The organism is Lelliottia sp. 489 (assembly GCF_050435885.1).
Classification (GTDB): domain Bacteria; phylum Pseudomonadota; class Gammaproteobacteria; order Enterobacterales; family Enterobacteriaceae; genus Enterobacter; species Enterobacter nimipressuralis.
The window spans coordinates 50,936-71,225 of record NZ_JBNDLC010000011.1; the positions used below are offsets into that span (position 1 = coordinate 50,936).

General features: G+C 54.6%; 16 protein-coding genes and 4 tRNA genes. 2 read left to right on the forward strand and 18 right to left on the reverse strand.

The window, feature by feature from the left end; all coding sequences use genetic code 11:
• Positions 1-171 precede the first annotated feature (171 nt).
• From ABIE11_RS21215 to trxA, 17 genes are all read right to left on the reverse strand, one after another.
• Positions 172-248 (reverse strand) — tRNA-Pro (locus tag ABIE11_RS21215).
• Positions 249-290: 42 nt separating this feature from the next.
• Positions 291-377: transfer RNA gene (locus ABIE11_RS21220), tRNA-Leu, on the reverse strand.
• 22 nt (positions 378-399) lie between these two features.
• A tRNA-His gene (locus tag ABIE11_RS21225) sits at positions 400-475 on the reverse strand.
• Positions 476-540: 65 nt separating this feature from the next.
• Positions 541-617: transfer RNA gene (locus tag ABIE11_RS21230), tRNA-Arg, on the reverse strand.
• A 105-nt stretch (positions 618-722) separates the two neighbouring features.
• Complete coding sequence (thrP, locus tag ABIE11_RS21235; RefSeq protein WP_100778430.1) at positions 723-2,105, reverse strand: bifunctional threonine/serine APC transporter ThrP; 1,383 nt, start codon at positions 2,103-2,105, stop codon at positions 723-725.
• Positions 2,106-2,299: 194 nt separating this feature from the next.
• The gene (gene wecG, locus ABIE11_RS21240) at positions 2,300-3,040 is read right to left on the reverse strand and encodes a lipopolysaccharide N-acetylmannosaminouronosyltransferase (protein WP_429185358.1); all 741 of its coding nucleotides are present in this window, start codon (positions 3,038-3,040) and stop codon (positions 2,300-2,302) included.
• Between the two features lie 12 nt (positions 3,041-3,052).
• Positions 3,053-4,402: an ECA oligosaccharide polymerase gene (gene wzyE, locus ABIE11_RS21245; protein WP_409256619.1), complete on the reverse strand. Its 1,350-nt coding sequence runs from the start codon at positions 4,400-4,402 to the stop codon at positions 3,053-3,055.
• Positions 4,399-5,478 carry a TDP-N-acetylfucosamine:lipid II N-acetylfucosaminyltransferase gene (locus ABIE11_RS21250; protein WP_429185360.1) on the reverse strand — a complete coding sequence of 360 codons (1,080 nt, stop codon included), beginning with the start codon at positions 5,476-5,478 and terminating at the stop codon, positions 4,399-4,401. The genes wzyE and ABIE11_RS21250 overlap by 4 nt, the downstream gene beginning before the upstream one ends.
• Entirely contained in the window at positions 5,475-6,725 is a 1,251-nt protein-coding gene (gene wzxE, locus ABIE11_RS21255) for a lipid III flippase WzxE (RefSeq protein ID WP_429185361.1), read from the reverse strand. Before wzxE ends, ABIE11_RS21250 begins: the two co-directional genes overlap by 4 nt.
• A 1-nt stretch (position 6,726) precedes the next feature.
• A complete protein-coding gene (gene rffA / locus ABIE11_RS21260) occupies positions 6,727-7,857 on the reverse strand; it encodes a dTDP-4-amino-4,6-dideoxygalactose transaminase (protein WP_429185362.1) in 1,131 nt (376 codons plus the stop codon).
• Between the two features lie 4 nt (positions 7,858-7,861).
• Positions 7,862-8,539 (reverse strand): dTDP-4-amino-4,6-dideoxy-D-galactose acyltransferase, encoded by a 678-nt coding sequence (rffC, locus tag ABIE11_RS21265; RefSeq protein WP_429185364.1) that lies wholly within the window; start codon positions 8,537-8,539, stop codon positions 7,862-7,864.
• Positions 8,536-9,798 carry a UDP-N-acetyl-D-mannosamine dehydrogenase gene (gene wecC, locus ABIE11_RS21270; RefSeq protein ID WP_429185366.1) on the reverse strand — a complete coding sequence of 421 codons (1,263 nt, stop codon included), beginning with the start codon at positions 9,796-9,798 and terminating at the stop codon, positions 8,536-8,538. Before wecC ends, rffC begins: the two co-directional genes overlap by 4 nt.
• Positions 9,795-10,925 (reverse strand): non-hydrolyzing UDP-N-acetylglucosamine 2-epimerase, encoded by a 1,131-nt coding sequence (gene wecB / locus ABIE11_RS21275; RefSeq protein WP_102105666.1) that lies wholly within the window; start codon positions 10,923-10,925, stop codon positions 9,795-9,797. The genes wecC and wecB overlap by 4 nt, the downstream gene beginning before the upstream one ends.
• Positions 10,926-10,981: 56 nt before the next feature.
• The gene (wzzE, locus tag ABIE11_RS21280) at positions 10,982-12,028 is read right to left on the reverse strand and encodes an ECA polysaccharide chain length modulation protein (RefSeq protein ID WP_100778419.1); all 1,047 of its coding nucleotides are present in this window, start codon (positions 12,026-12,028) and stop codon (positions 10,982-10,984) included.
• Between the two features lie 13 nt (positions 12,029-12,041).
• Positions 12,042-13,145, reverse strand: coding sequence for a UDP-N-acetylglucosamine--undecaprenyl-phosphate N-acetylglucosaminephosphotransferase (gene wecA / locus ABIE11_RS21285; protein WP_100778418.1), 1,104 nt, complete (start codon positions 13,143-13,145; stop codon positions 12,042-12,044).
• A gap of 240 nt (positions 13,146-13,385) precedes the next feature.
• Entirely contained in the window at positions 13,386-14,645 is a 1,260-nt protein-coding gene (gene rho, locus ABIE11_RS21290; RefSeq protein ID WP_061706582.1) for a transcription termination factor Rho, read from the reverse strand.
• A gap of 330 nt (positions 14,646-14,975) precedes the next feature.
• Positions 14,976-15,305 carry a thioredoxin TrxA gene (trxA, locus tag ABIE11_RS21295; protein ID WP_002437994.1) on the reverse strand — a complete coding sequence of 110 codons (330 nt, stop codon included), beginning with the start codon at positions 15,303-15,305 and terminating at the stop codon, positions 14,976-14,978.
• Between the two features lie 144 nt (positions 15,306-15,449).
• Here trxA and rhlB point away from each other — a divergent pair, with 144 nt between their 5' ends.
• A complete protein-coding gene (gene rhlB, locus ABIE11_RS21300; protein ID WP_100778417.1) occupies positions 15,450-16,718 on the forward strand; it encodes an ATP-dependent RNA helicase RhlB in 1,269 nt (422 codons plus the stop codon).
• Positions 16,719-16,723: 5 nt separating this feature from the next.
• The gene (gppA, locus tag ABIE11_RS21305; protein ID WP_100778416.1) at positions 16,724-18,208 is read left to right on the forward strand and encodes a guanosine-5'-triphosphate,3'-diphosphate diphosphatase; all 1,485 of its coding nucleotides are present in this window, start codon (positions 16,724-16,726) and stop codon (positions 18,206-18,208) included.
• 5 nt (positions 18,209-18,213) lie between these two features.
• Here the strand turns inward: gppA and rep are convergent, their stop codons facing one another.
• Entirely contained in the window at positions 18,214-20,235 is a 2,022-nt protein-coding gene (gene rep / locus ABIE11_RS21310) for a DNA helicase Rep (protein WP_429185369.1), read from the reverse strand.
• Positions 20,236-20,290 lie beyond the last annotated feature (55 nt).

Sequence of the window (20,290 nt, forward strand, 5' to 3'; positions counted from 1 at the left end):
ACGCAAGTGTCTCCTGAGAACGACACAATTATCGCTAAAGAAGAATAGTCATATAAAACAGTTGATTAGCTGTCTCTGAATCGCGACAAATAGAATTAACGTTGTCGGGAAATGACAACAGAGGAATAAACGACAGAAAACAAAAAACCCCGCCGAAGCGGGGTTCAAAATTGGTCGGCGAGAGAGGATTCGAACCTCCGACCCACTGGTCCCAAACCAGTTGCGCTACCAAGCTGCGCTACTCGCCGATGTACTGCTTTTTTGAATTTTTAGTTCAATTCGTTAAGTCGTGGTGCGAGGGGGGGGACTTGAACCCCCACGTCCGTTAAGACACTAACACCTGAAGCTAGCGCGTCTACCAATTCCGCCACCGTCGCAATGTCACAACTTATCAAATAATGGGGTGGCTAATGGGATTCGAACCCACGACAACTGGAATCACAATCCAGGGCTCTACCAACTGAGCTATAGCCACCACTACTTATTCTTTCACGCGGTATGTACTACTACCACCGCAGCTCGAACGCCACACTACTTTATTGGCGCGCCCGACAGGATTCGAACCTGAGACCTCTGCCTCCGGAGGGCAGCGCTCTATCCAGCTGAGCTACGGGCGCTTAGCGCCGTTGCGGGGCTGGATATTACGGAGGTCTCGGTCTGCTGTCTAGTGCTTTTTTGAAAATAATGCGCGTTTGGTTACGCTTTGTGCATTTTGTCGCTTATTACTCCACTTTCTGGATTTCAGCGTGGCGGCTAAGACCAAAAAGCTTATAGCCAATCGACACGGCGGCCATAAAGATAATCCCGACAAACAGCGACATGCGGGTATCTTCATTAAAGTACATGCCGATTAAGACGCAAATCAGGAACGCCATCGTTAAATAGTTCGCCCACGGGAACATAATGGAGCGGAACGGGTGACTGGCGATCGCCTGCTTGTGCGCCTGACGGAAACGCAGCTGGCTAATCAGAATCACAAACCACGGCACCATGCCCGGCAGCACGCTGGCACTGTAGACATAGACGAACACGCGCTGCGGATTGGGGATGATGTAGTTCAGGCACGATCCAATCAGCAGAATGGCAATAGAGACCGTTACGCCCGCTACCGGCACGCCAGCGCGGGAGACTTTACCCATCGCCGCCGGAAGCTGACGGTTTTTCGCCAGTGCATAGAGCATACGTCCACAGCTGTACATGCCGCTGTTACAGCCTGAGAGCGCTGCCGTCAGCACCACGAAGTTGATAATACCTGCCGCCGCCGTGATACCAATTTTCGCGAAGGTCAGCACGAAGGGGCTGCCGGTGGTGCCAATCTGGTTCCAGGGGAAGATGGTGACGATAACGAAAATCGCGCCCACGTAGAAAATCAGGATACGCCAGAGCACTTTGCCGACCGCGCTACGCAGCGTGACCTGCGGGTTTTTCGCTTCCCCGGCGGTGATACCGATAAGCTCCACCCCCTGATAGGACGCAACCACGATACAGAGCGCCGTCAGGAAGCCCTTCCAGCCGCCCGCAAAGAAGCCGCCATGCTCGGTCAGATTGCCAAAGCCAATCGCCTGACCGCCGTTGCCGAAGCCAAAGAAGATCACGCCCAGCCCCACCACAATCATCACGATAATGGTGGTGACTTTAATCATCGCAAACCAGAATTCGATTTCGCCGTACAGACGCACAGCCGCAAGGTTCGCAAGCGCTACCAGCCCTACGGCGATCAGCGCGGGTATCCACTGTGCCATTTCCGGGAACCAGAACTGGACGTAGACACCTATCGCTGTGATCTCCGATATCCCCACCGCCATCCACATAAACCAGTAAGACCAGGCCGTGAGATAGCCGAAGAAGGGGCTCATGTACTTGTGCGCATAAACGGCGAATGAACCGGCAACCGGCTCAAGGAACAGCATTTCGCCCATCGAACGCATGATGAAGAAGACGAACAGTCCAGCGACGATATACGCCAGTAAGACCGACGGGCCTGCCCATTTAAGCGTGCTTGCGGAGCCCATAAACAGGCCGACACCGATAGTGCCGCCTAGCGCTATCAATTCAATGTGACGAGCTTCCAGCCCACGCTGAAGCTCAGGTTTTTTCTCTGCCATAAATCCTCGGTTGTGTTTGCTGTTGCCCGGCTTTTGCCGGTTATTATTTTTGGGTACTGAAATACGGGGAGGAATGGTTTCTTAAATCCTGCTAAATGGCAAACGATGCATTAAAAAAATGAACGTATTGCACAGAAACGCAGCAGTTTTGCAGGCGGGTTGCAGCGCGAATAGCACATCGCGCTACATTTTGATTACATTTTGCCGGTGTAATGCCAGGCCAGATAGCGAAGGAGTTTAATCTGTCGTTTGATCCGGCTCGGCTGGGACAAGAGGCGATATAACCACTCCAGTCCTAAGTTTTGCCACACTTTTGGCGCACGCTTCACATGGCCGGTAAAGACGTCGTAGGTGCCGCCAACGCCCATATACAGGGCATTCGGGTAAACCAGACGGCAGTCGCGCATCAGGATTTCCTGGCGCGGGGAGCCCATCGCCACGGTCACGATTTTCGCGCCGCTGTCGCGAATGCGTTCAAACAGCGCCTGACGATCCTCGGGTTTGAAGTAGCCATCCTGGCTGCCCACGATATTAACATTCCACTGCGCGCGGAGTTTCTGCTCCGTCTGCGCCAGCACATCGGGTTTACCGCCAATCAGGAATACTGGCGTTCCGTCCTGCCCTGCCCGCGCCATTAGCGCTTCCCAGAGATCGGCTCCGGCAACGCGAGAGACCTGCGCCTGCGGAAACTTTTTGCGAATCGAACGGACCACGCTGATGCCGTCGGCATATTTAAACTCGGCGGCTTCAATCAGGCTTTTCACTTCCGCTTTGTCTTCAATCGCCAGCATTTTTTCGGCATTGATGGCCACCAGGGTGCCAGATTTGATCTGCCCATCAGCGCAGAGATAATCCAGCGCATGCTGCATATCACGCCAGCCGATGAGCTGCAGGCCGCGCAGCGCATAGACCGGCGCAGAGGTATTGTCAGTCATTATTATCCTTACTCAGACTTGGGAAAGCGTGCTGGTTGCCCGCGTCAGTCGTCGGTGAATCAGGCCCGCGCTATCAAACAGCCAGTACAACAGTTTCGCCAGCAGCAGACAGAGACCGAAGACCACCATGAAAAACACCACGCGCGACACAAACGAATCCAGCCCTTCACGCGCCAGCACGATCATATTGAAAATGGCACCAAAACAGAAACTGTGCAAAATCGCCGCTTTATAACGGTTGGTCTCTTCGTTCCCGCGCATATAAAGCCAGTCGAACCATTTGATGATAAGCCCAACGGCCACGGCGCCCGGCAGGATAAACCACACACCGCCCATCACCACCAGCGAGCCAATCAGCGTCGGGGAGATCGCCAGGCCAGAGTGGTTGTTGAGCACTTCCCAGGTAAAGTAGTTCGCCGTATTCAGCACCACGCCAGGCCGGTCGGGCCACAGCCAGGTCGGGATAAAGACGTAGAAATCACGCGCGATGGGGGCCAGCCCCTGGAAGTCGATTTTGTCGTAGTTTTGCAGCAGTAGCGCCAGGTTTTCCCACGGCGAGAAGGTGTCTCGGGTAAGGTACAGGAAAGTGTAAAACGCTTCGTCACCACTTACGTCCATGCCGTAACGCTTGAGCGCCAGCCAGAACATGCCGACAATCCCAAACACCCCTGCCGCAACCAGCATCCAGAGCGAGATCCAGCCGCGAATGATGCCGATAAACAGGAAGATCGCGAAGGCAATGATGATATTCGCGCGCGTCCCGCCGACGATCATATAGGTCAGCAGACCGAAGGCCACCGTACTCACCAGGAAAAACAGCCAGGCTTTGCTGTCCTGACGCAGGAAGTAGATCACCAGCATCGCGGGGATGAAGAAATAGAAGAAACGCTTAAGTGCCACGCCGGACACTTCGGCGGAAAAAATCTGGCTGTAAGAGTGCAGTTTGAACAGCAAAAAGCCGTTATGCATGAAGAAAATACCGACACTCACCAGCGCGATAATCATCAGCATCACCCAGGTCAGGTGCGTTTCCACCCGATTCATGGTGAACAGTGGACGGCGCGGCGCGTGGTTCACCGGACGTAAACGGGTCTTATAGGTGACGTAGTACACCGCGTAAAAACAGGTGGCAGACAACAGGGCCTGCATCAGGATCTCTGGCGGGGCGACGGCCACGTCAAAGCGGAAGACCAGAATGCTGGTCAGCGGGAAGCCGAAGAAGAAGGTCAGCAAGAACAGCAGCGAGAAGAAGACGTTGAAGTTAAAGCGCACGCGGCGGAACTCAAACCAGGTGAGCGTGCCGATAAACAGCGAGGCCAGAAGCCAAATCACCAGTAAGCCGCTAAATTCCAACTGGCTCATGCTTTGTCTCCTGCAGCTATCCGCAGCGCCTGATGCCAGGGCGTGAGAAAATTCGGGCTGAAAAAGTCGATGGTATTTTTATCCACCAACGCCAGCTGACGCTGTGCTTCGCGCACCACGTCCTCATTCAGATCGTCCGTGGTAAACAGCACCGGAATGTGCTGCTCCGCCATATCCTGCCAGAAAGGATTTTCACGGTTAAGCACGCACGGAACGCCGGCCTGAATCAGGAGGCACAGCGTGCCAATCCCCTGCTGGCGCGCAAAGATGAAGTAGCCGAGATCGCATTTTCTGAGCAGGGCCAGGTAGTCGTCAAACTCGAGCTTTTCGCTGAGGATTTGCAGATTATCCGGGCTGAACAGCGCCAACCCGCTCTGACGGACCTCCGCAATATATGCGTCGTTATGAGCAGGATAGCCCATCGGCACAATCACGTTCACCGTGTCGCCAAACTGCTTATGCACGGCTTTCAGCGCTGCGATGTGTTCGTTACTGCGATCGCCCGAATTGCCCACCAGTATGGTCAGCTTGCCTTCGCGCTGCGTATCGTTCGCCATCGTGTTCAGCGCAGGGTCCATACGCGTGGGGAAATAGAGCAGTTCGCCGCGCACGCTTGGGTGCTGCTGCGCGAAATAGTTCAGGTCGCCGCGCGTCGCAAACACGCAGCCAACGCGCCCCTGAGCCATACGGCGCAGGGGATAGAACAGGCGGAATTTCCAGCCACGCGACACTTCATACAGATCCGCGCCCCAGATATGCCAGTTAAACTGCGCAGGCTTGATGCCGCCACTCAGCAACGCCAGCCACAGGCCGGTATTAAACTGACCGTGAAAGAAGAAACGCTGCTCGCGGTTGGCTTTGGCTTTAGCGATCACCGCGTTTGCCAGCGCGGATTTATCCGGCCAGAAGCTTAACGACAGCGCAGGAAAGGCGACGCTTAGCCCCTTATCCTGGCCCGCGACCATAAACTCGCGTGCGTCGGCGCTGCCGGCCGCCAGCGAGTCATTAAAAAACTGTAATACTGTGCGGTTGTGATGCGGGATATCCGAACCCAACACGTGAATCAGTGCAGTCATGCGCGTCTACGCCAAAGTAAAAATACGCCGCAACAGGCAGCAAAATAGACAATGTAAGTGGCCATATAGGCCTGAGCCGCCCCCAGCGCGCCATGCGTTGGGATCAGCCAGTGCGAGAAACCGGTCAGCAGCGTGAACTGGCTAATCTCTGCCAGGATATACAGCCGCAGAGAGGCTTTGGCAATCACCAGATAGCCGAAAACGTAAGCACCCACTTTCAGCACATCGCCCACCAGCTGCCAGGCGAACAGGTCGCGCATCGCGGTAAATTTCGCAGAGAACAGCAGCCAGATGGCGACGTCGCGCAGCAGCCAGACGGTTAAACTCGCGGCAGCCACCGCAGGAAGCACAAAACGCAGTGAGCGGCCAATTTCGCGGGTGATGTCTTGTCGGGAGGTCAACCGCGACAGAGTCGGCAGCAAATAGACACTGAACGAAGCGGTAATAAACTGGAGATAGGCGTCAGAAATACTGCTGACACCCTGCCAAATCCCGACCTCATCCCAGCTATAGTGCGCTGCCAGCAGGTTTCGCATCATCACATACGCCACGGGGAGCGTGACGGAAGTGATGAGCGCCATCAGGGTAAATTTCCCTAACTGCCCCGCCAGAATTTTGTCCCACTGCGGCTTGAGATAGCTCAGGGGAATAGTGCGCCTGCGCATCAGCATAAACGCGGCGGGAATGACCACCAGTGCCGGAACCAGCGCCAGGCCAAGCAGCGCGCCTTCATAGCCGCCAAGACGATAGCAGACGTAATAGGCAATGACGCCGATAAGACTACCCAGAATCAGCGCCAGCGCATTTCCGGCGGCGTCGCGGAAACCTTTCATTAAGGCTAACAGCAGGTTAGCCCAGGCGATCCCCATCTGCACCAGCGCTACCAGACGTACCAGCCCCTGGTAATGGGTATTGCCGAAGAGTGCCTGACTGACAGGCGCGGCCGCCAGTAAAAAGCCGATGGCCAGCAGCGTGGAGAACCCGAGCACCATCGCCGAGGACGTGCCGACCACCCGACGCAGCGCGGCCGCATCGTCTTGATGCTGCGCTACGTATTTGGTGACACCGTTGAAAATACCGGCCCCGGCAAGCACGCCGAGTACGGTGACGAGCTGACGGAAGTTACCGGCCTGCCCGACACCAGAAGGGCCAAACGACACCGCCAGCATTTTTACAACCAGCAGCCCTGCGCCAATCTTGACGAGTGTGGACGCGGCGGTCCACACCGATGCTTTCGCCAGTGACATATCAGCGGAAGTAGCTCAGAAGGGTATTAACCACCGTGCGCTGATTCACCGGCGCGAGGTTGTAGAACAGTGGCAGACGAAGCAAACGCTCACTTTCTTTCGTGGTGTAGCGATCGTCACCGACAAACTGGCCGAACGCTTCACCCGCCGGGCTGGAGTGCAGCGGAATATAATGGAACACCGCCATAATCTCAGCTTCTTTCAGGTAAGCGATCAGACTGCTGCGATCGTCGTTGTCGCGCAGTTTGATGTAAAACATATGTGCGTTGTGAACGCAGTCTGCGGGGATCGTCGGCAGCTCAATACGCCCTTTTTGCGCCAGCGGTGTGAGCGCATCGTAATAGGTCTGCCACAGGGTCAAACGCTGCTGGTTGATGCGCTCAGCCGCTTCAAGCTGCGCCCAGAGATAGGCGGCCTGCAGATCGGCCATCAGATAGCTGGAGCCGATATCGCGCCAGGTGTATTTGTCGACCTGTCCACGGAAGAACTGGCTGCGGTTGGTCCCTTTTTCGCGGATCACTTCTGCCCGCTCCACCAGCGCGCGATCGTTAATCAGCGTTGCGCCACCTTCACCGCCCGCCGTGTAGTTTTTGGTTTCATGGAAGCTAAAGCAGCCGATATGGCCAATAGTACCCAGCGCACGGCCCTTGTAGGTGGACATCACGCCTTGCGCGGCGTCTTCCACCACGAACAGGTTGTGTTTTTTGGCGATAGCCATGATGGTGTCCATCTCACAGGCCACACCCGCATAGTGTACCGGCACAATCGCCCGCGTTTTATCGGTGATCGCCGCTTCAATCAGGGTTTCATCGATGTTCATCGTATCCGGACGGACATCCACAAAGATAATTTTGGCACCACGCAGGACAAACGCATTCGCCGTCGAGACGAAGGTGTAGCTCGGCATGATGACTTCGTCGCCCGGCTTGATGTCCAGCAGCAGAGCAGCCATCTCCAGCGACGCCGTACAGGATGGCGTCAGCAGCACTTTCGCACTGTGAAAACGCTGCTCCATCCACTGCTGGCAGCGACGGGTGAAACCACCGTCTCCGCAAAGTTTGCCGCTGCCCATGGCAGACTGCATGTAATCAAGTTCGGTGCCCACAACGGGAGGCGCGTTAAATGGAATCATCTTGTCACCTGTATAACCAGTAAGCGGTCGCATCAATGTTGCCACCGCTGGCAATGTAACGTTTAAGCGCGGCGGTGTTGCCCAGTTGGGTCGCCACCCGCAAAGTTGATAACTGACGCTCCGCGGCCCAACTCAGGGCGGCCTGCATAAGTTTGTCGCCCATTCCGCGACCAGCGAGCAGGCCAATACGCGCTTCGCTATCGCTCAATTGGCGCAGCGAGACAAACGCCTGGATATCACCGTTGTTTTCGCGGAAAACCAGACATTCATGGTCAAACGTGCCTTTGACGGCGTTTTCAATCCACTGGGCGTAAAAACGACCGCTGGCGTCAGGCGCATACCACGGCGCGCGAAAACGGCTTTGCGCAAAAGCCTGCGCGGCCATCTGGCGCAGCGCGGGGATATCCTGTTCGGACGCCACTTCAGCGGCAGCCAGGCTGTGCTGGGTGACGGCAAGACTCAGATCGACTTCGCCTTCCACCAGTTGAAAACCCAGCGTTTGCAGAGCATCCAGCCAGTCGGCACGCCCCGCCGGAATTTTTGCCTGTACCCGCTCCCACGGCGAAAAATCTGCCGCCGTGAGTGCCGGAGCATCGTCGCGAAAGCGCACTACCGCAGAGGAGAGACCAAAAAATTCACTCTCCCAGGTTAGCGGTTCAAGTACGCCGGGCAACTCACTCAACGCCACACCCCTTTCGTATCAACAATATACTTCTGCTGCACCGCATCGCTGCTGATGGCTTTGAACTGTCTATGGTCCACCAGCAGAACCAGCACGTCTGCAGCGTTCAGTGCGTTTTCCAGCGTCGCGAGCTGGCAGTGCCCGGCCAGTTTCTTCGGCAGGGTATGAATATTTGGCTCCACAACCAGCGTTTCACCGGTGTGCCAGTTGGCAATCATCTCGGCGATGCCCATCGCCGGGCTTTCGCGCAGGTCGTCGATGTTTGGCTTAAACGCCAGGCCAAAGCAGGCGATTTTTATCTCGCTGGCGCGTTTGCCGCTTTCGGCCAGGCAATCCGCTACCGTGGCTTTCACCTGGTTCATTACCCAGTGCGGTTTACCGTCGTTCACTTCGCGGGCCGTGCGGATGAGACGAGCCTGCTCCGGGTTTTGTGCCACGATAAACCACGGGTCCACGGCGATACAGTGACCGCCCACGCCAGGTCCTGGCTGGAGAATATTGACGCGCGGATGGCGGTTCGCCAGGCGAATCAGTTCCCAGACGTTAATTCCCTGGTCGGCACAAATGAGCGACAGTTCGTTAGCAAAGGCGATGTTGACGTCGCGGAAGCTGTTTTCGGTGAGCTTGCACATCTCTGCCGTGCGGGAGTTAGTGACCACACACTCCCCTTCGAGGAAGATGTTGTAGAGTTCACTGGCACGCGCAGAGCAGACGGGCGTCATCCCGCCAATTACGCGGTCGTTTTTGATCAGCTCAACCATTACCTGGCCGGGCAGAACGCGCTCCGGGCAGTAGGCGATATTGATATCCGCCTGTTCGCCTGCCTGCTGCGGGAAGCTCAAATCAGGGCGAGCTTCGGCCAGCCATTGGGCCATTTGCTCCGTCGCGCCGACGGGAGAAGTGGACTCCAGAATCACCAGCGCGCCTTTCTTCAGCACTGGAGCAAGGGATTTTGCCGCCGCTTCGACATACACCATATCCGGCTCATGCTCGCCTTTAAACGGCGTCGGCACCGCGATCAGATACGCATCGGCTTCCACCGGCGTTGTGCTGGCTTTGAGAAAACCGCCTTCAACTGCGGTTTTGACCACTTTGTCGAGATCCGGCTCCACGATATGAATTTCACCACGGTTAATGGTATCCACCGCATGCTGGTTGATATCCACCCCGATAACCTGTTTTTGACGCGATGCAAAAGCGGCCGCAGTCGGCAGTCCAATGTAACCAAGACCAATGACAGAGATGGTAGAAAAACTCATAGCGTTACCCGATTATGTTTAAGTGCATGCAAAATACGACTGCAGGCCTGCCCGTCACCATAAGGATTATGGGCGTGGCTCATCGCCTGGTACTCTTTTTCATCGTGCAGCAGGCGTGTCACCTCTGCCACGAGATGTTTAGTGTCGGTCCCGACCAGGCGTACCGTTCCGGCTTTGATAGCCTCCGGTCGCTCGGTCGTTTCACGCATCACCAGCACCGGTTTACCCAGCGACGGTGCCTCTTCCTGAATGCCGCCGGAGTCGGTCAAAATCAGCCACGCGTGGTTCATCAGCCAGACGAACGGCAGATAATCCTGCGGCTCAATGAGGATCACGTTTTCGATATGGCCGAGGATGCGGTTAACCGGCTCGCTGACGTTCGGGTTGAGGTGGACCGGATAGACGATCTGGACGTCAGGGTTTTGCGCGGCGATCTCCGCCAGCGCATGGCAGATTTGCTCGAACCCACGGCCAAAGCTCTCGCGGCGATGGCCCGTCACCAGGATCATCTTTTTGCCAGCGGTGAGGAACGGATAGCGCACCGCCAGCTCTTCGCGCAGAGCGTCGCTTGCCATCACGCGATCGCGAACCCAAATCAGGGCGTCAATCACCGTATTGCCGGTAACGAAAATTTTGTCATCACGGATGTTTTCGCGCAGCAGGTTCTGCCGGGAATTTTCGGTTGGCGCAAAGTGATACATTGCCAGATGACCGGTGAGCGTACGGTTGGCCTCTTCAGGCCACGGAGAATAAAGGTCGCCGGTGCGCAAACCGGCTTCAACGTGCCCGACCGGGATGCGTTGATAGAATGCCGCCAGGCTGGTTGCAATGGTGGTAGTGGTATCGCCGTGCACCAGAACCACGTCTGGTTTAAACGATTCCAGAATAGGCTTTAGCCCTTCCAGAATGCGGCAGGTAATTTCGGTCAATCCCTGCCCCGGTTTCATAATATTGAGATCGTAATCCGGGACAATAGAAAAGAGATTTAAAACCTGATCAAGCATCTCCCGATGCTGCGCGGTAACGCAAACTTTCGCCTCAAACCAGGGATCATTTGCCAGCGCATGGACCAGCGGCGCCATCTTGATGGCTTCCGGCCTTGTGCCAAATACGGTAAGTACTTTCACATCGATTCTCTTCGATTAGGTGATGAAGGCCGAAGCCTTCATCGTAGACGGCGTTCTTAATTTGTGCGACGACGTGTTAACGCCACGCCTGCGCCCGTCAATGCGCCCACAATCCCCCACATGATCATCAGGAATGCGCGACGCGGACTATCGCGTTTTACAGGTTCTTCAGGCGTTCGCAAATAACGATAGGTCTGAAAACGCGGGTCCAGTGTGGGACCGACATTCAGGGTATTGAGCATCGCGCGGTTCTGGTCGTAGTCGAGATCAAAATCTGGCCCAACGGCCTGCAGATTTTCCAGGCGTGCCTGCAGCATCGGGCGGCCCAGCAGGAACATTTCTGAATCCGGCAGTTCATCAGCCGGAACGTCCGTTTCACTACGGGAGATATTGCGCTGCTCGGCAATTTTCAGTGCCTGTTCAATGTTATGGACGCGGCGGGAGAAAATGGCTTTGGCCACCTCTTCCTGGCGTTTGACCTGCGCCTTCATTTGGATAGTACGCGCGGCCCAAGCCCCTTTCAGCTCATCATTCAGATGGCTCGCGGCGCGCTGGCTGGCAAATGCCACGTACTGACGCAGCAGATTATTGGCATCCGGCGCGGTTTCGGCAATCAGCTTAACGTTATCGTTAATATTGCGCAGGATGTCGCCTGGCGTGAACTGGATGTTGTTGATCAGATCGTCGAGCAGTGCGGCGTCGGCTTTACTGTTGCCGACCATACGCTGCTTGTAATAATCGGTCTGGGACCAGAAATCACGACGCGTATCCCAGGAAGCCAGCTGCATGATGAACTCTTTGTAAGATTCATCCATCACCGAGGGCTGATCCGAAGAGGCGAGATTGGCTTTAATGTCGAGATTACGCAGGAACTGCTGCTGCGAATAGAATCCGCCCAGCATATTCACCGTTGGTCGATCGGTAATCGCTGTCGCGCTCCACTCTTGTTTCGCAAAAAAGGTATACGCCAGCGCTAACAGCGCGAACCCCAGCGCGATCCCAGCAATCCACAGTTTGCCCGCCCATAAAACACGAAACAAACCACGAACATCCAGCTCATTCTCAGTTACCACTGATTTCGCTCCCGCCAACGGTTGAGTCATCACAATCCCGTTTTTACTTAGTTAATGTTGGATTTTTACCACTGTTTCTACGCATCCGGCGTTTTACACGTTTAATGAAGCGCGCGACTTTCCATGCGCGTTTAATGCAATAGCCGTACATGAAGAATGCTAGCAAGAATAATACCAACATTACCCATTCAGGAATAAAGTGCGCATATTCTGCTGCCACACCGATACCTGCCAACAGCGCGGCGGCGAGGGTAATCAGCACAAATGCCTGACGTGAAGTAAAACCTGCACGCATGATCAGATGATGAATATGCTGGCGGTCCGGCGAGAAAGGACTCATACCTTTACGCAGACGACGGTACATGATTGCCACCATGTCCATCAGCGGAATAGCAATAATCCACAGCGCCGTTACCGGGCTAATCGGATGGGTTTTACCCTGAGTGGTTTCCAGCAAAATCCAGATAACGGTGAAACCAATCAGCGTACTGCCCGCATCACCCATGAAGACTTTATAGCGACGGCCCAGCACACCGAGGTTAAGCAGGATATAAGGCAGGATGGCCGCAATCATGGCGAAACACCACATTGACAGACTGTACTGACCATCAAACCATAGAATGATGCCGATTGCGGCAAAGGATACGGACGAGAGACCGCCCAACAGGCCATCAATCCCATCCACCATGTTAAAGGCATTGATAGCAGCCCACACGGCGAAGAGCGTGAGGAAGAAGCCGAATGGACCGAGCACCATCTCCCAGGTACCGAAGATGTAGCCGAGACTGCTCAGATAGAGCTTGCCGACCACCATCATAATGATGCCGATTGCAGCCTGCACCGAAGCGCGGAATTTTACGCTGATATCGAAACGATCATCGAGCGCGCCCACCAGCACCAGTACCCCTGCACAGGCCAGATAGAGTGCCGCATGGGGGATATAATAATCTGCGATTCCAAAGGTGAAGCAAATACCCGCGTAAACGGAGATCCCCCCGACCAATGGGATCAAGCCCTGATGGCGTTTACGATAATTGGGTTTATCCACTAACCCGATTCTTTTTGCCACCTTGCGCGCAATGAACAAAAAACAGGTTGTGAATAAAAATATACTGATTAGCTCAGTAACCGCAGTGAGTAGATTCACAATGCATGCTCTCAACAAAAGTTAGTCCTGGAAGTATAACTACGAAGCCATAGCTCCCGAAGGATTAAAGCCAGCCTCTTACAACTCCCTTTGTATGTTTTTCAATCAATTACTTTTTGACGCAACAAACATTCTAATTGTCGCACTGGTTAGTCAAAAATGGGAGTCTGCGGTTATAGCGTATAGTCCAAAAAAAGAAAACGCCACGTAAAAACGTGGCGTTGGCTGGGTTTATTTGTATTACGAGCGTTTCATCATGTCGAAGAATTCGTCGTTTGTCTTAGTCATTGCCAGCTTATTGATGAGGAATTCCATTGCATCGATTTCGCCCATTGGGTGAATGATCTTACGCAGAATCCACATTTTCTGCAGCTCTTCCTGGGTGGTGAGCAACTCTTCTTTACGGGTACCGGAACGGTTGTAGTCGATTGCCGGGAAGACGCGCTTCTCTGCAATTTTACGAGAGAGGTGCAGTTCCATGTTACCTGTACCTTTAAATTCTTCGTAAATAACTTCATCCATTTTGGAGCCGGTATCAATCAGCGCGGTCGCGATGATGGTCAGGCTTCCGCCCTCTTCCACGTTACGCGCAGCACCGAAGAAGCGTTTTGGACGGTGCAGGGCGTTCGCATCCACACCACCGGTCAATACTTTGCCGGAAGCTGGAACCACGGTGTTATACGCACGCGCCAGACGAGTGATGGAGTCGAGCAGAATGATAACGTCTTTTTTATGTTCAACCAGACGCTTCGCTTTCTCGATAACCATTTCAGCAACCTGAACGTGGCGAGACGCTGGCTCATCAAAGGTAGAAGCAACCACTTCACCTTTGACCAGACGCTGCATCTCGGTCACTTCTTCTGGACGCTCATCGATCAGCAGAACCATCAGCACGCAATCAGGGTGGTTGTAAGCAATGCTCTGTGCGATGTTCTGCAGCAGCATTGTTTTACCCGCTTTCGGCGGTGCCACAATCAGACCACGCTGACCACGACCAATCGGAGAAGCCAGATCCAGAACGCGAGCCGTCAGGTCTTCGGTAGAACCGTTACCACGCTCCATGCGCAGACGCGAGTTAGCGTGCAGCGGCGTTAAGTTCTCGAACAGGATCTTGTTGCGCGAGTTTTCAGGTTTATCGTAGTTAACTTCGTTAACTTTCAACAGCGCAAAGTAGCGTTCACCCTCTTTTGGAGGACGAATCTTACCTGAAATGGTGTCACCTGTGCGGAGGTTGAAACGGCGGATTTGGCTAGGGGATACGTAGATGTCATCAGGACCGGCGAGGTAGGAGCTGTCTGCAGAACGGAGGAAACCAAATCCGTCTTGCAATATCTCCAGGACACCGTCGCCAAAGATATCTTCGCCACTCTTTGCGTGCTGCTTCAGGATGGCAAAAATAATGTCCTGCTTGCGCATACGAGCCTGGTTTTCCAGCCCCATATTTTCGCCGAGAGTGATCAGCTCAGAAACCGGCGTATTCTTTAATTCGGTAAGATTCATAATGGTGTGGGTTCTTAAACTCGGGGTGAAACTCGAACTTAATGTTGTGAATGGTATGGCAGGGTCATCCATGCCTGTTAGCGGCCATCAACTCATGTCTGTTCGCTGTCTGGTCAAAGGGAAAGCACAGAACTGAAACGACAAGACGGATTGAGTGACAAGCCCGGAATCTATCTGCCTCTCGCATCGTTCATTTAACAATGGGAAGCATCGGGTAAAACCAGAACGACAAGGTATGTTTAAATCGAAGTCATAGGTAACTTAGCACGACTAAAGCCGGGCGTCCAGAGATCCACAGAATTTCGGAATCCAGACCCCGGCCGAGAAACCTTACGCCAGATTAGCGTCCAGGAACTCTTTCAGCTGACCTTTGGACAGTGCGCCCACTTTGGTTGCAGCCACTTCGCCGTTTTTGAACAGCAGCAGGGTTGGGATACCACGGATGCCGTACTTCGGCGCGGTGCCCGGGTTCTGGTCGATGTTCAGCTTGGCAATCGTCAGTTTGCCCTGATATTCGTCAGCGATTTCATCCAGAATCGGAGCGATCATTTTGCAAGGACCACACCATTCAGCCCAGAAATCGACGAGGATCAGCCCGTCAGCTTTAAGTACGTCCGTGTCAAAACTGTCGTCAGTCAGGTGAATAATTTTATCGCTCATATATAACTCCACAGGAATAAGCCTGGCGTGTTGGTGTAGGATTAATCAACGACGTGTTGATGTAGCATTAACCAACTAAAGGTTGACTTTATTTCACCGGATACGCTTTCGTAAAGCAATAGTAAGCTGATATTCTACCACACTATGAGCAAAACACATTTAACAGAACAGAAGTTTTCCGACTTCGCCCTGCACGCAAAAGTTATCGAAGCCCTTGAAAATAAAGGCTTTCATAACTGCACGCCCATTCAAGCCCTCGCTCTGCCGCTCACGCTGGCAGGTCGCGATGTTGCAGGGCAGGCGCAAACCGGTACTGGCAAAACGATGGCGTTTTTGACGTCAACGTTTCATTATTTACTTTCTCATCCAGCAATTGCTGACCGAAAAGTTAACCAACCGCGTGCGCTGATCATGGCTCCAACGCGAGAACTTGCGGTGCAGATCCATGCCGACGCTGAACCTCTGGCACAGACCACTGGCCTGAAATTAGGGCTGGCTTATGGCGGCGATGGCTACGATAAACAGCTTAAAGTGCTGGAAAGCGGCGTTGATATTCTGATCGGTACGACCGGTCGTCTGATCGACTACGCGAAGCAAAATCACATCAACCTCGGTGCCATCCAGGTTGTGGTCCTCGATGAAGCCGATCGCATGTACGATTTGGGCTTTATTAAAGACATCCGCTGGCTGTTCCGTCGTATGCCACCTACCACGCAGCGTCTGAACATGCTGTTCTCTGCGACTCTCTCTTACCGCGTCCGTGAACTGGCGTTCGAACAGATGAATAACGCCGAATACGTGGAAGTCGAGCCAGAACAGAAAACGGGTCACCGTATTAAAGAGGAGCTCTTCTATCCGTCTAACGAAGAGAAGATGCGTCTGCTGCAAACGCTGATCGAAGAAGAGTGGCCAGATCGCGCCATTATCTTTGCCAACACTAAGCATCGCTGCGAAGACATCTGGGGCCACCTTGCCGCAGACGGACATCGCGTTGGCCTGCTGACGGGTGACGTTGCACAGAAAAAACGTCTGCGCATCCTTGAAGAATTTACCCGTGGCGACCTGGATATTCTGGTAGCAACCGACGTTGCTGCACGTGGCCTGCACATCCCTGCTGTCACACACGTCTTTAACTACGATCTCCCTGACGATTGCGAAGACTACGTTCACCGCATTGGCCGTACCGGTCGTGCTGGCGCAAGCGGCCACTCCATCAGCCTCGCCTGTGAAGAGTACGCCCTGAACCTTCCTGCCATCGAGACGTACATCGGCCACTCCATTCCGCAGAGCAAATACAATCCGGAAGCCCTGTTGAGTGAACTGCCTCCGGCGAAGCGCCTCACGCGCGCCCGCTCCGGCAATGGCCCACGCCGCACCGGCGGAGCACCACGTAACCGTCGTCGTTCAGGTTAAATATTATGCTCAGTTCCACCTCGCTCTATGCAGCTATTGATTTAGGTTCAAATAGTTTTCATATGCTGGTTGTACGCGAGGTGGCGGGGAGCATACAGACCCTGACGCGCATTAAGCGCAAGGTCCGCCTCGCGGCGGGCCTGAGCAGCGATAATTACCTCTCCCCTGAAGCGATGGAACGCGGCTGGCAATGTCTGCGCCTCTTCGCTGAACGTCTGCAAGATATTCCGCACAATCAAATTCGCGTTGTGGCGACCGCCACGTTGCGATTGGCTGTGAACTCCGTCGATTTTATTGCTAAAGCGCAGGAAATTCTCGGCTGTCCGGTGCAGGTCATCAGCGGTGAAGAAGAAGCGCGCCTGATTTATCAGGGTGTCGCCCACACTACCGGGGGTGACGATCGCCGTCTGGTGGTGGATATCGGTGGTGCCAGTACGGAACTGGTCACAGGCACCGGATCGCAGGCGACGTCGTTGTTTAGCCTGTCGATGGGCTGCGTCACCTGGCTGGAGCGCTATTTTACCGATCGTAATCTCGCACAAGAGAACTTCGACGAGGCCGAAAAAGCCGCGCGCGAAGTGCTGCATCCGGTGATGGATGAGCTGCGATATCACGGCTGGAAAGTGTGTGTCGGCGCGTCGGGCACCGTTCAGGCTCTGCAAGAGATCATGATGGCGCAGGGCATGGACGAGCGGATTACGCTGGCGAAACTTCAGCAGCTTAAACAGCGCGCTATTCAGTGTGGACGTCTGGAAGAGCTGGAAATTGAAGGGCTCACGCTGGAGCGCGCGCTGGTGTTCCCGAGCGGTCTGGCGATCCTGATCGCCATTTTCACCGAATTAGAAATCCACTGCATGACGCTGGCTGGCGGCGCGCTGCGCGAAGGGCTGGTTTACGGCATGCTTCATCTGGCTGTAGAACAAGACATTCGCAGCCGGACGCTGCGTAACGTTCAGCGTCGTTTTATCGTTGATACGGAACAGGCACAGCGCGTGGCCCAGCTGGCCTCAAGCTTTGCCGATCAGGTGGCGACCACCTGGGCGCTCGAACCCTTGAGCCGCGATTTACTCCTGAGCGCCTGTGCGCTGCATGAGATTGGCCTGAGTATCGATTTCAAACAGGCGCCGGTTCATGCCGCGTACCTGGTACGTCATCTGGATCTGCCTGGTTTTACTCCGGCACAGAAAAAGCTGCTGGCGACATTGCTGCTTAACCAGACCAACACCGTCGATCTCTCTTCTTTGCATCAGCAAAATGCCGTTCCGCCGCGCGTGGCCGAGCATCTCTGCCGACTGCTGCGCTTGGCGATTTTGTTTGCCAGCCGTCGTCGCGCGGATCTGCTGCCCGCCATTACTCTTTCTGCGGAAGGCGAAAACCTGACGCTAACGCTACCGGATAACTGGCTGGATAATCATCCGCTGGGCGCGGAGATGATCGAACAGGAATGCCAGTGGCAGAGTTACGTCCACTGGGCTCTTGAAATTAAATAGCGCCGCTATTTTTCTTTGGCTTTCGCCAGCATGGCGCGAATGTTCGCGACGTTCGCCTGGCCCTTGTGCATCCTCTCTTCCGCCGTAATCACTTTTCGTTCCTGTTCCCAGATCAGATCGTCCTGCGGCAGTTCCAGCAGGAAGCGGCTCGGCTCCGGGCGCACCAGTTCACCATACTGACGCCGCTCTTTGCACAGGGTAAAAATCAGCTCTTTTTGCGCACGCGTGATACCCACGTAGGCCAGACGTCGCTCTTCATCGACGTTGTCCTCATCAATGCTGCTCTGATGCGGCAGTAACCCTTCTTCCATTCCCACCAGATAGACATACGGGAACTCCAGGCCTTTGGACGCGTGCAGCGTCATCAGCTGAACCTGATCCGCCTCTTCTTCGCTCTCGCCGCGCTCCATCATATCGCGCAGGGTAAACCGCGTGACCACCTGCGTCAGCGTCATCGGCTCGTCGATCTCAGAGCCTTCCAGCATCTCGGTCATCCAGGTGAAGAGCTGGTTGACGTTTTTCATGCGCATTTCTGCCGCTTTCGGGCTGGCGGAGGTTTCATACAGCCAGGACTCATAATCCACGCCGTGGATCAGATCGCGCACGGCGGCGATCGGCTCGCGCTCGGCAAGACGCTGGATTTCCGCCAGCCACTGAGTAAAGCGCGTGAGCGACTCGTAACCGCGCCCGGTCAGCGTCTGGCTCAGGCCCATATCGAAGCTGGCGGTGAACATGCTTTTGTTGCGGGTCATCGCCCACTCGCCCAGCTTTTGCAGCGTCGCCGGTCCGATTTCACGCTTCGGTGTATTCACGATGCGTAAAAATGCGCTGTCATCGTCCGGGTTAGTCAGCACGCGCAAATAGGCAAGCAAGTCTTTGATTTCAGGGCGGGAGAAGAACGATGTCCCGCCGGAAATTTTGTACGGAATGCGGTTTTGCATCAGCATTTTTTCAAAGACGCGCGACTGATGGTTCCCGCGATACAGGATGGCGTAGTCTTTGTACGCCGTTTTGTTGACGAAGTGATGGGCGATCAGCTCGCCGGCCACGCGCTCGGCCTCGTGCTCTTCATTGTTGGCGCTTAAGACTTTCAGTTCAGTGCCGTATCCCAGCTCAGAGAAGAGGCGCTTTTCGAACACGTGTGGGTTATTGGCGATCAATATATTAGCCGCTTTCAGGATGCGTCCTGACGAACGGTAGTTCTGCTCCAGCTTAATCACCTGCAACCCCGGAAAATCTTTGCTCAGCAACACCAGGTTTTGTGGTCGTGCCCCACGCCAGGAGTAGATCGACTGGTCATCGTCGCCCACCACCGTAAAGCGCGCGCGCTGCCCCACCAGCAGTTTTACCAGCTCGTACTGGCTGGTGTTGGTGTCCTGGTATTCATCTACCAGCAGATAGCGGATTTTGTTTTGCCAGCGCTCGCGCACCTCTTCATTACGCTGAAGCAGCAGCGTTGGCAGCAGGATAAGATCGTCAAAATCGAGAACATTACAGGCCTTGAGATGGTCATCATACAGGCTGTAACAATGCGCAAAGATCCGATCCCGCTCGCCTTTGGCGCTCGCCGCCGCTTGCGCGGGAGTCATCAGATCGTTTTTCCAATTTGAGATCGTGGAGATCAACTGCTGGAGAATCGTCTTGTCCTCTTCGAGCCGCCCTTCGGTCAACTCTTTCATTAGCGCCATCTGATCCGTATCGTCGAACAGGGAGAAATTCGATTTCATTCCCAGCGCGGCGTATTCGCGCTTAATAATATCCAGGCCCAGCGTGTGGAATGTGGAGATCATCAGACCGCGCGCCTCTTTGCGCCCTAGCGTCTGCCCGACACGCTCCTTCATCTCACGCGCCGCTTTATTGGTGAAGGTAACCGCCGCAATGTGACGCGCCTGATAGCCGCAGCCGCGAATCAGATGGGCGATTTTATTGGTGATTACACGCGTCTTTCCGGAACCCGCACCCGCCAGCACCAGGCAAGGTCCGGTGACGAATTCGACGGCTTGTTGTTGTCCGGGGTTTAAACGCATAAGAAGTTCACTCAATGAAGGTCGGGAGGAGAAGAAAAAGGAAAATCGCGTGTGG

Excerpts from the sequence above, each read along its gene's own strand:
- thrP (WP_100778430.1), bottom strand. The coding sequence starts at position 2,105 with ATGGCAGAGAAAAAACCTGAGCTTCAGCGTGGGCTGGAAGCTCGTCAC.
- wecG (WP_429185358.1), bottom strand. The coding sequence starts at position 3,040 with ATGACTGACAATACCTCTGCGCCGGTCTATGCGCTGCGCGGCCTGCAG.
- wzyE (WP_409256619.1), bottom strand. The coding sequence starts at position 4,402 with ATGAGCCAGTTGGAATTTAGCGGCTTACTGGTGATTTGGCTTCTGGCC.
- ABIE11_RS21250 (WP_429185360.1), bottom strand. The coding sequence starts at position 5,478 with ATGACTGCACTGATTCACGTGTTGGGTTCGGATATCCCGCATCACAAC.
- wzxE (WP_429185361.1), bottom strand. The coding sequence starts at position 6,725 with ATGTCACTGGCGAAAGCATCGGTGTGGACCGCCGCGTCCACACTCGTC.
- rffA (WP_429185362.1), bottom strand. The coding sequence starts at position 7,857 with ATGATTCCATTTAACGCGCCTCCCGTTGTGGGCACCGAACTTGATTAC.
- wecC (WP_429185366.1), bottom strand. The coding sequence starts at position 9,798 with ATGAGTTTTTCTACCATCTCTGTCATTGGTCTTGGTTACATTGGACTG.
- wzzE (WP_100778419.1), bottom strand. The coding sequence starts at position 12,028 with ATGACTCAACCGTTGGCGGGAGCGAAATCAGTGGTAACTGAGAATGAG.
- rho (WP_061706582.1), bottom strand. The coding sequence starts at position 14,645 with ATGAATCTTACCGAATTAAAGAATACGCCGGTTTCTGAGCTGATCACT.
- trxA (WP_002437994.1), bottom strand. The coding sequence starts at position 15,305 with ATGAGCGATAAAATTATTCACCTGACTGACGACAGTTTTGACACGGAC.
- rhlB (WP_100778417.1), top strand. The coding sequence starts at position 15,450 with ATGAGCAAAACACATTTAACAGAACAGAAGTTTTCCGACTTCGCCCTG.
- gppA (WP_100778416.1), top strand. The coding sequence starts at position 16,724 with ATGCTCAGTTCCACCTCGCTCTATGCAGCTATTGATTTAGGTTCAAAT.
- rep (WP_429185369.1), bottom strand. The coding sequence starts at position 20,235 with ATGCGTTTAAACCCCGGACAACAACAAGCCGTCGAATTCGTCACCGGA.